This window comes from Ursidibacter arcticus, assembly GCF_009761375.1.
GTDB classification, from domain to species: Bacteria; Pseudomonadota; Gammaproteobacteria; order Enterobacterales; family Pasteurellaceae; genus Ursidibacter; species Ursidibacter arcticus.
In genome coordinates, this window is record NZ_LEKM01000135.1 from 24977 (window position 1) to 34165 (window position 9189).

4 protein-coding genes and 1 other RNA gene are annotated in these 9189 nt (G+C 37.5%); all 5 read right to left on the reverse strand.

The window, feature by feature from the left end; all coding sequences use genetic code 11:
- Positions 1 to 67 precede the first annotated feature (67 nt).
- Positions 68 to 1510: an alanine/glycine:cation symporter family protein gene (locus A1D25_RS05505; RefSeq protein ID WP_157394695.1), complete on the reverse strand. Its 1443-nt coding sequence runs from the start codon at positions 1508 to 1510 to the stop codon at positions 68 to 70.
- A gap of 197 nt (positions 1511 to 1707) precedes the next feature.
- A complete protein-coding gene (locus A1D25_RS05510; RefSeq protein WP_157394696.1) occupies positions 1708 to 6867 on the reverse strand; it encodes a hypothetical protein in 5160 nt (1719 codons plus the stop codon).
- 110 nt (positions 6868 to 6977) lie between these two features.
- Positions 6978 to 7961 (reverse strand): nickel/cobalt transporter, encoded by a 984-nt coding sequence (locus A1D25_RS05515; protein WP_157394697.1) that lies wholly within the window; start codon positions 7959 to 7961, stop codon positions 6978 to 6980.
- Positions 7952 to 8590 (reverse strand): DUF1007 family protein, encoded by a 639-nt coding sequence (locus A1D25_RS05520; protein WP_162853272.1) that lies wholly within the window; start codon positions 8588 to 8590, stop codon positions 7952 to 7954. The genes A1D25_RS05515 and A1D25_RS05520 overlap by 10 nt, the downstream gene beginning before the upstream one ends.
- 80 nt (positions 8591 to 8670) lie before the next feature.
- Positions 8671 to 9050: RNase P RNA component class A (gene rnpB, locus A1D25_RS05525), an RNA gene on the reverse strand.
- Positions 9051 to 9189: the final 139 nt, after the last annotated feature.

The window sequence follows — 9189 nt, forward strand, 5'->3', positions numbered from 1 at the left end:
TAATGTAAATACCCCCAAGTATTTCAATACTTGGGGGTATTTTATAAGTATATACTTTTATATTACCTTAGTTTTGTTTCCAAATCGTTGGATCTACACCACGCTTGATTAACTCAGGATGGTCTTCAATGTTAAAGACAGGTTCTTTACCCGCTTTAATCTGTTTTTGGTAGTCTTTTAAGACAAGCCATACAATCGGGGCAAGCAATACGATTGCAATTAAGTTAATCATTGCCATTGATGCCATTACCGTATCTGCAAATGCCCAAACAATTCCACCATCTCTTACTGCACCAAAGTACACAAAGAATAATACTAATAGACGGAATGCTAATACAAAACCTGGTTTATTACGAATATAGCGAATATTGCTTTCTGCATAAGCGTAGTTACCGATAATTGAAGTGTAGCAGAAGAGTAATAAAATAAAGGCAAGGAAGTGTAAACCAAATTCACCAACGTGGAATTCAAGTGCTTTTTGCGTTAGTGATACGCCACGCAATGTTTCGCTACCGTAATCATTTGACATTAAAATAATGATCGCAGTACAAGTACATACAACGATAGTATCAACAAAAACTCCTAACATTTGAATTAAGCCTTGGCTTGCTGGGTGTTTTGCATCAGATGTTGCAGCCGAGTTTGGTGCAGAACCCATACCTGCTTCATTTGAAAATAGACCACGTTTAATACCCATTAACATTGCTTTAGAGAATAAAGCACCAAACATACCGCCTGCCATTGCTGAGAAATCAAAAGCACTGCTAACGATGTTAGATAATACTGCTGGGACTTTTTCAATATTCATTCCAAGAATGATAACTGCCATAATTAGATAGAATAACGCCATCATCGGCACAACTCGTGCAGAAACTTGACCGATACGTTTTACGCCACCAAAGATAATCGCTGCGGTAACGATTACTAAGACAATACCAACGTAATTTGCGTCCCATTCCCACGCATTTTTTGTCGCTTCAACAATAGAATTAGCTTGTACAGCATTAAATGCAAAGCCAAAAGTGAAGATTAAAGTGATTGCAAAAGCAACAGCCAACCAAGGTGCTTTTAAACCACGAGAAATATAGTAAGAAGGCCCACCACGGAACATTCCATTTGGATCACGAACTTTATATACTTGTGCGAGAGAAGATTCCGCAAAGGCACTACTCATACCAATTAAAGCGGTGATCCACATCCAAAATACAGCACCAGGTCCACCTAATGCGATAGCAGTTGCAACACCACCGATGTTACCAACCCCAACACGACTTGCTAAACCTGTGGCAAAAGCTTGGAAGGGAGTTAAAGAATCGCCACTTGATGCTCGTCCAAACCACATTTCACGCAAACTTTGTGGAAGTAAACGTAGTTGCACTAACCCCGTAGAAATAGTGAAAAATAAACCCGTACCTAAAAGTGTTAGAACGGTAATATCCCAAAGTGGACCATCAATATTCTCAACGATCCACTTTAATGTATTTTCAAAGATTGCAACAATGCTATCCATAAATTAAAGACCTTCTATAAGTTAAGAAAAAGAAGGCGGCATTTTAATCTTTTTATGGCATTTGAAAAGTTTTTTTATGCGAGTAATTAAAACGATTTATGATATCTTTCAAAAATAGGGGAAAAAATTATAGGGCTTTGCTCTGTTACCATCATAGGTAGAGCGTAAGCCCTATTGTTTTTAGATATGAAGTGTTACTAAATTAGAACAAAACTTGCTTCATCTAACGTTAAGCCAGCTTTAATTGTCGCAAAATGAACACGTACATTATCCGTTTTCTGGTAAGATAAATACCCTGTAGCTTGCTCATATTTGATGTGCTGTAATACGCTATCTTTTTGTACGTTGGTAAAAATGTCTTTGGATAGTCCAATTTTATCTTCACCAAGAGTAAAATCAGTTACGCTATCTACAGAAAGTAGATCACTGAATACGAAAGTGTCTTTTCCTGCATTACCTGTGAGCGTATCTACACCTTTACCGCCTTTTAATACGTTATCAGCTGCATTACCTTTTATTTCATTATTTAAATCATTACCTGTTGCCTCTTTAGCTGCACCATATAGATGTAGATTTTCTACATTATCGGGGAGCGTATAGTTTATGTAACTATGAACAGTATCAGTTCCTTGGTCGGTAAGTTCTATTACGGTGTCTTTAGCATTATCAACAACAAATATATCGTTACCTAATCCACCCGATAGTTTATCTTCGCCTAAACCACCGTCTAGGTAGTCATTTCCTTCTCCGCCATTAATTGTATCGTTGCCTTTTCCGCCCCAAATTACATTATCGGCTTTATTACCTGTTAAGGTATCGCCATAGTCTGAACCAATGAGTTTTTCAATTTGGGTACCGTAACCGATAAAGGCTTGGCCTTGGTTATAGCCACCATTACCATCGTTTGCAACTAGAATATTTTGACCACCTTGAATTGTAATCTCATCTTTAGACTTATTAAAATATTCATACGGATCAACCACTTTGAATCCTCCTCCATTTTCGGAGTCGATTAAGAAGTTGGCTGTTTTTTTTCCTGAATAGATCCAAGAACCTGGAGTTAAATTTACATTAACCGCTTGTTTTTGGTCTGATGCATCAAAGGTATCCACGCCACCACCGTCCCAAATGTATACGTCAAGGTCTGGTTCGGCTTTATTAATATTTATTGGTTTGAAACGATAAGTATCATTACCTTTGCGTTGTTCAGGATTTACGCCAAAGCGATAATGCAGAAATGCCAAATCATAGATAGCCATTCCTCTAGATGGTCCAGGTCCCTGAGTATAGCTCATTACACTGCTTAAATGATTTTCCTCAACTTTAGGTAGTTGTAGTTTACCTTCAAATGGATGTTGTAAACCCAAAGAATGTAGAGTTTCATGAGTAACAAGGCGTAAGCTATTACTTCCTAGTAAACCTTTTTTAAAGATAACACTACTATTAAACCAAGCTAAGCCAGCATTTCCTCGCATATAATTAGACATTAAATAATCAATACCTTCTTCTCTATTTTGTGTTTCTTCAAATCTAACATTTGCAACTTTACTAATTTCATCTAGACCTCGTCGTATAGCATTTTTATCTACGTTGTCAAATGACACAAAACTAGGTACCGTTGAATCTATAAAATTATATTTGATAATCCCTGTTTTGGTTGCATCAAATGGAGCTAAACTTGTATGTGCTAAAGAATAATGTTCATACATGATTGCATTGAGAAAATACGGTCGGCTATCCATATTCTCTCTTTCGTGCTTATGAGCAGTCACAAAATCTGAACTTACTGTTTCAGGAGCAAGTGAATACAGATAATCAGTGCTTGCTAATACTTTATCTCCACTTTTCAGGAGGGCTTCTACTCGTTCTTGTTTGGTCATCAGAACAGAATCAATTTTCTGTTCGAAAATTAAATTATTGCCAGATAATTTAACTTCAGTTTCAAATGTGTGCTTACCTACTTTTAAAACCACCGTATCTCCAATTTTCGCAGCACCATCTACTATACCTTTAATTGTTCCCCCATTTTGGTTTAGTTTTTCAGCTGATGAGATCATCGTACCTTGATCCTTAAACGTGCTGCTAGCTAGAGGACTATTAGAATTATGTATTAAATAGCTAGAATCTAGTTTTGGAACATCTGCGGTACCAACACTATATGTATTGCCATCTCGTTTAACCAAATAATACAATGTGTCTATAATTGTTCCAGTATCTAATTCATAGCTAATGGATTTCCCTTGTAAGGATGGAAGATCCTTATTATCAATCAATACTTTGAATGTAGTATCGTCAGGGTTGTATTTAGCTTCATACGATTTATCACCGATTTTTATGGTAATCTTTTTCAACAAACGAGTATTTTGCCCTAATGCAAAATCACCTGGCAGATTAACTTTCCCACTCGCTATAGTATAACCTTCAGGAGCATTATCAGATTGGCTATTTACCTCACCATTAATCTCAATATGCTCAAACTGAATGCTGGCTTTAGGTTGCGATGGAGGATTTTCAATAGGTTTAGCAACTTCCACTGGCGTTTCCGTTGCTATTTCTGTTTCCGTTTCCGTTGTTGTTTCTACTGCTTTAGGTGACGTATCTTCAGTTGATGAAGTTTGCGTTGTTTCAGCAGTAGGTGTTATGCTTTCTTCAGTGGTCGATGAATTTTCTTCTGTTGATGAAACCTCACTGTTTTCAGATGTTGATTCTGGAGCTGTTTCTGATATGGTTGGCTCTGGTTCAGACGTTGATACAGGAGCTAGGTTATAAGAAACTGGTTTACTGGTTGCTGTAAATTCATTACCTGCAGTATCACGCAAAGTAATGCTTGCTGAAACTTGATGATTTCCTTCAGTGATAAGTGAATTATTTTCAACATTAAGGGAAAAGTCACCACTTTCATTAACTTGGGTTTTATGGTCTTTGCCATTGGCTGTAATGGTTAAGGTGTCACCTTTTTTAAATTCACCCGTTACTTTGCCTGAAATAGTAGTAGTACCTTCATTTGTTATATTATCAATATCGTTTAAGCTAATTGTCGCTGTTGGTAATACAGTATCAACTTCATAAGTTTTGCTAGCACTACCATTAGCTATATTACCAGCAGCATCTCGGATTTCAGCTTGTACAGTAATTGTATTTTGCCCTTGATGAGTAGCAAGTTCGCTACCTGCAATGGTCGCTTCCCAATGTTTACCACTTAGCGCAGCAGAATGAGTTTTGCCATTGAGTATTACATTAACTTTGGTATAAGCTGGAGCTACATCATCTTCAAATTGTAAGCTACCTGTAATCTTAATTTGTTCTAAACTTTTCTGTTGGTTTAAAACCTTATCTTGATTGATTGGATCAATAATAATAGTAGGTGCTTTAATTTCAGCATCGTAGCGATAATTGTGTGGTACACGAAATTCACTCTGATTTCCTGCTTTATCACTAACTTGTAAAATAGCCTCTAATTTTGGATTACTTGCAAGTTTAGTTGCAGCTACATCAATACTAAAACGATTATTCGCTACATCAGCTGTTAGCATTTCCGAGCCAATATAAATGCTCACAGTTGCTTTCTCGCCTTCTTTCAAATGTTGGATTTGACCTGAAAGGGTAATATTGCGTGCTGATTCTTCTTTGTTAATGATATTATCACTTGTGATACTGTCCCAAACGAGAGTAGCTGTTGGATCAACCAAAGCTAAAGAATAGGATTGCATATCTGTACTTTCAGCCACGTTACCAGCTTCATCTGTCACTGTTACTCGAGCGGTAATAATATGGTGACCATCGGCAACTAAATCACTACCATCAAATTCGACACTGAATTTTCCATTTTTGACGGTTGTGGTGAGTTCTTTTTGTGAAGCACACATAGGACAACCACAAGCAACAATAATCTCTGTATTATCTGCAATATTTTGAGCTATACCTGTAATCGTGATTTTACCTGCGGCTTCTGCTTTATTAATAACATTATCACCAGTAATATCATCAAGATCCAAACTAGGTGTAGGTAGTAGAGTTTGGACTTTATAGCTATGGCTTTGTTGATAATCAGTCAGATTACCTTTAGCATCTTGAATAGTTGCACTAATACTTCGGTGATTCGCTAAAGCGAGTCCGCTTACAGGAGTATTGAATTGTCCATTTTCGATAGTTGTTGGATATTTTGCCTCACCAATCTGTAACACTAACGTATCACCATTTCTAGCATTTTGAACTGTACCTGAAACTTCAATTTTAGTAATAGACTCCGCTCTATTGATAATGTTATCTTCGGTAATTTTATTAAAGCTAATAATTGGGGCAGGTTGTATTACTTCATTTAAAACATTGCCTTGAACATTTTCTGTTTCAGACTCTATTTGAGTAGTTTCATCTACTTTATTTGTAGTAGTGCTATCATCTGTTTTTTCAGAGTCAATAGATGGCTGAACAGCTATATCAACATCACTTTCTGTCGTATTACTTTCGGTTTCACTAGTTATAGAAGATGGGCTAGCTTCTTCACTGATACTGTTTTCCGCAGACGTTGTTTCCATTTTTTCGGACTCAGCAGAAGGTTGAGCAACTACATCAGCACTACCTTCTGTGGCTGTGGCGTTATTTTCGGCTTCACTAGACACAGAAGACGTTTTACTTTCTTCATCGGCATTATTTTCCACAGAGCGTGTTTCAAATTTTCTAAATGCAGTAGAAGTCCGAGTAGCTACATCAGTACCGCCTTCTGTGATGTTACTTTTAGTTTCATTAGATACAGAAGATGTTTTACTTTCTTCACCTGTACTATTTTCCACAGAGCGTGTTTCAAATTTGTCAGATGTAGTAGAAGGCTGTTCAGCACTTTTTCCTGCTTCGTTGTTTTTATTTTCTTTTAGATTATTTTCAGTTTTTCTTGTGGTATCTAAATGTTCCAGCGTATTATTTCTTGAAGAAGACGGTTGATTATTACTCGCACCATCGTTACTTTTTCCGCCTTTGGATAAACCAAGTGCAATCCCTCCTACACCTAATGCTCCTAAACCGCCAAGTAAAGCGACTTTACTTACACTTACTTCTGTCGCAAGTGTTGTTGCTGATTTAGTCGTAGTTGCTTCAGATAAGCTATTAATACTATTACTGTTTGTAGCTTCGTTAATTGAAGGTGGAGTATAATTCTCAACAACTAAAGCAGGGTTTTGTCCGTCTGCTTGTAGCCATTGCCAATTTTCGCCCTGTTCCACAGGATTTAAAGGAAGACCATTTTCTCCCAAAACTTCGTAATATGTATTTGGTTGTGCTTTGAGAACAGTTACTTGATCGGTGGGTAAGGTTTGATGAGAAATTTTGCCATTTTGGGTTATGCGCAAAATTAGATTTTTCATTATAGACTCTCCTTTTATAAATTTTTTATTAACATACTAAATGGTCGTAATTTTACTCTTTATGGTTAATTTTTAACAGCTAAAAAATGGCTTTCTAGCATAATTTACAATTACCTTTTAAATAAGATAGTACTTGTTTCAATAAAACTACTGTGAAAGAGCATTACACCTAACCCAATAAGCAGTAATCCCATTAGTAATTTTAAGGCAAGAACTAACCGCTTACTCTGCTGTACTGACAGATACCAATGGCTTGTTTGTATCGCTTTATTTCGAGCAAATAGCACTAAACAAGCAAAACAGCTAAGGGTTAGGGCAGTACCGACAGCCATCATCATTGCAGAGGCAACGCCCCAAAGATATAAGTCTAAGGTGTAGGCTAAGAAAAGCACTAGAATTGCACCAGAGCAAGGGCGTAGCCCAATACTCAATACCACAAGCCACATTGATTTCCAATCTTGAATATTGTCTATTTCTTTAGCTGAAGGGAGATGTTTATGTCCGCAACCACAGTTTTCAGAATGCTGATGTATAGGCACTAAACGTAAATTAGAGGAAGATAAAGGCTGAATTTTACGAATGATAAGCGGTCTTTTAGGTTGATTTTTTTGCAACATAGGGCGTAGGCTTTGCCACAACCAATAGCTACCAAATAAGATCATCAACAGAAAGCTACCTCGCTCAACCCATTTTAACGTAACATTAAAATAGCTACGAGAAAGGGTAAAGATAACCACCAAAATAGTAACCAATGCGACAGCGACTAAACCTTGTACAAGAGCAGAGAGTAGAGTAATTCGCAGAGTTTGTGGGAGCTTAGTTTTTTCTAATGAGAGATAACTGGTTAAAATAAATTTACCGTGTCCAGGGCCAACAGCGTGAAAGATGCCGTATAAAAAACTAATTAGCATTAAACTCAACCCCGCTTGTTGTGGAGCTTGATGAATTGTTTTTAATGCATTAGATAATTCAAGATTAAATACTTTCTGCAACTCTACCACTTCCCAAAGTAGATAAGGGTATATAAAGTAAATTGCAAAAATCAGGGATAAAGCCACTGCTATCCACACCCAATGTTGTATTTTTATTGGCATACGATACTCACTTTTTGAGCAAATTGTGCCCCAAGAGATAAACTCCGATCTGATGGCATATCTGGTGTTTCGGTTTTATCCAATTTAGAGGCATAAAGTCTAAGCGATTGATTTACTGTCGGTTCTACCATTGATACTTGGCATAAATGCTGTTCTGTGGCGGTAACATCACTCGCTTTTTCATACCCCATATAGAGATAATAGCTTGGCTCAAAGGTAAAGAGTTTAAATGATTTTCCTTTTACGGTTTGAGGTTGTGCTAGAGCCAATTCAAAATGGTAAACTAAGCGATTATCTTTAATTTCAGCACGAGGGTTTACGGGTTTAGCTTTAAATTTGATCGGCTCATTGTTCTCGGTATAAAGTTCACTAAAATAGTGAGATTGAATCGCTGAAATATTGAGTTCTTCGGTAATTTTATTCAGAGCAGCTTTCTGATCTTCGGCTGACTTAACTTCGTAGATAAGTTCAGCAGAGGTAATTTCATCTAATATCCAGCTCATTTCAAAACCTGTTAATTTATCTCCTTTAATCAAGACCTTGTTTTTCATATCTAAAAAAGAGTGGGGGTGTGCGAGAGTAGAAATGCTGAATAAGCTAAAAAGTAGTCCGATAATAAATTTATTCATTAAATAGCAGCCCATTTATAACACTAGATAAGTTATATACAAAAAAGCGAGCAGAAAGTTCTGCTCGCTTCTCAAAAAATTAGGTGAGTTGGTCGATAAGCCGAGTTCTGTCGTGGACAATCATTCCTCTAGGCGTATATTCGCATATACGCTCAAGCAACCTACCCGAATCCCAAGCGGGCAACTCGTTGGATTCCTATTTGGTCTTGCTACGAGTGGAGTTTACCTTGCCGTAAACTGTTGCCAGTTACGCGGTGCGCTCTTACCGCACCCTTTCACCCTTACCAGCCGAAACTGGCGGTCTGCTCTCTGTTGCACTTGTCGTAGGCTCACGCCTCCCAGACGTTATCTGGCACTCTGCCCTGTGTAGCTCGGACTTTCCTCTCGTTCACTTGTCCCCTAGTTTACGCCGAAACGAATTTGAGGGCTTCAATAAACCAGCGATTGTCTAACCAACTCAGGTGCGAGAGTATAGCGGATTTGCAAAACATTGCCAAGAAATCACCGCTTATAAATGAGAAAAGCGGATGAAATGTCCGCACAGATTATTGACAAAGTCTTTTTTCATTCGGACGCCAGCGTGGCGTCCCTACAAGGAA

What these genes read in the sequence shown, in the direction of transcription:
- A1D25_RS05505 (WP_157394695.1), bottom strand. Translation starts at nt 1,510, where the DNA reads ATGGATAGCATTGTTGCAATCTTTGAAAATACATTAAAGTGGATCGTT.
- A1D25_RS05510 (WP_157394696.1), bottom strand. Translation starts at nt 6,867, where the DNA reads ATGAAAAATCTAATTTTGCGCATAACCCAAAATGGCAAAATTTCTCAT.
- A1D25_RS05515 (WP_157394697.1), bottom strand. Translation starts at nt 7,961, where the DNA reads ATGCCAATAAAAATACAACATTGGGTGTGGATAGCAGTGGCTTTATCC.
- A1D25_RS05520 (WP_162853272.1), bottom strand. Translation starts at nt 8,590, where the DNA reads ATGAATAAATTTATTATCGGACTACTTTTTAGCTTATTCAGCATTTCT.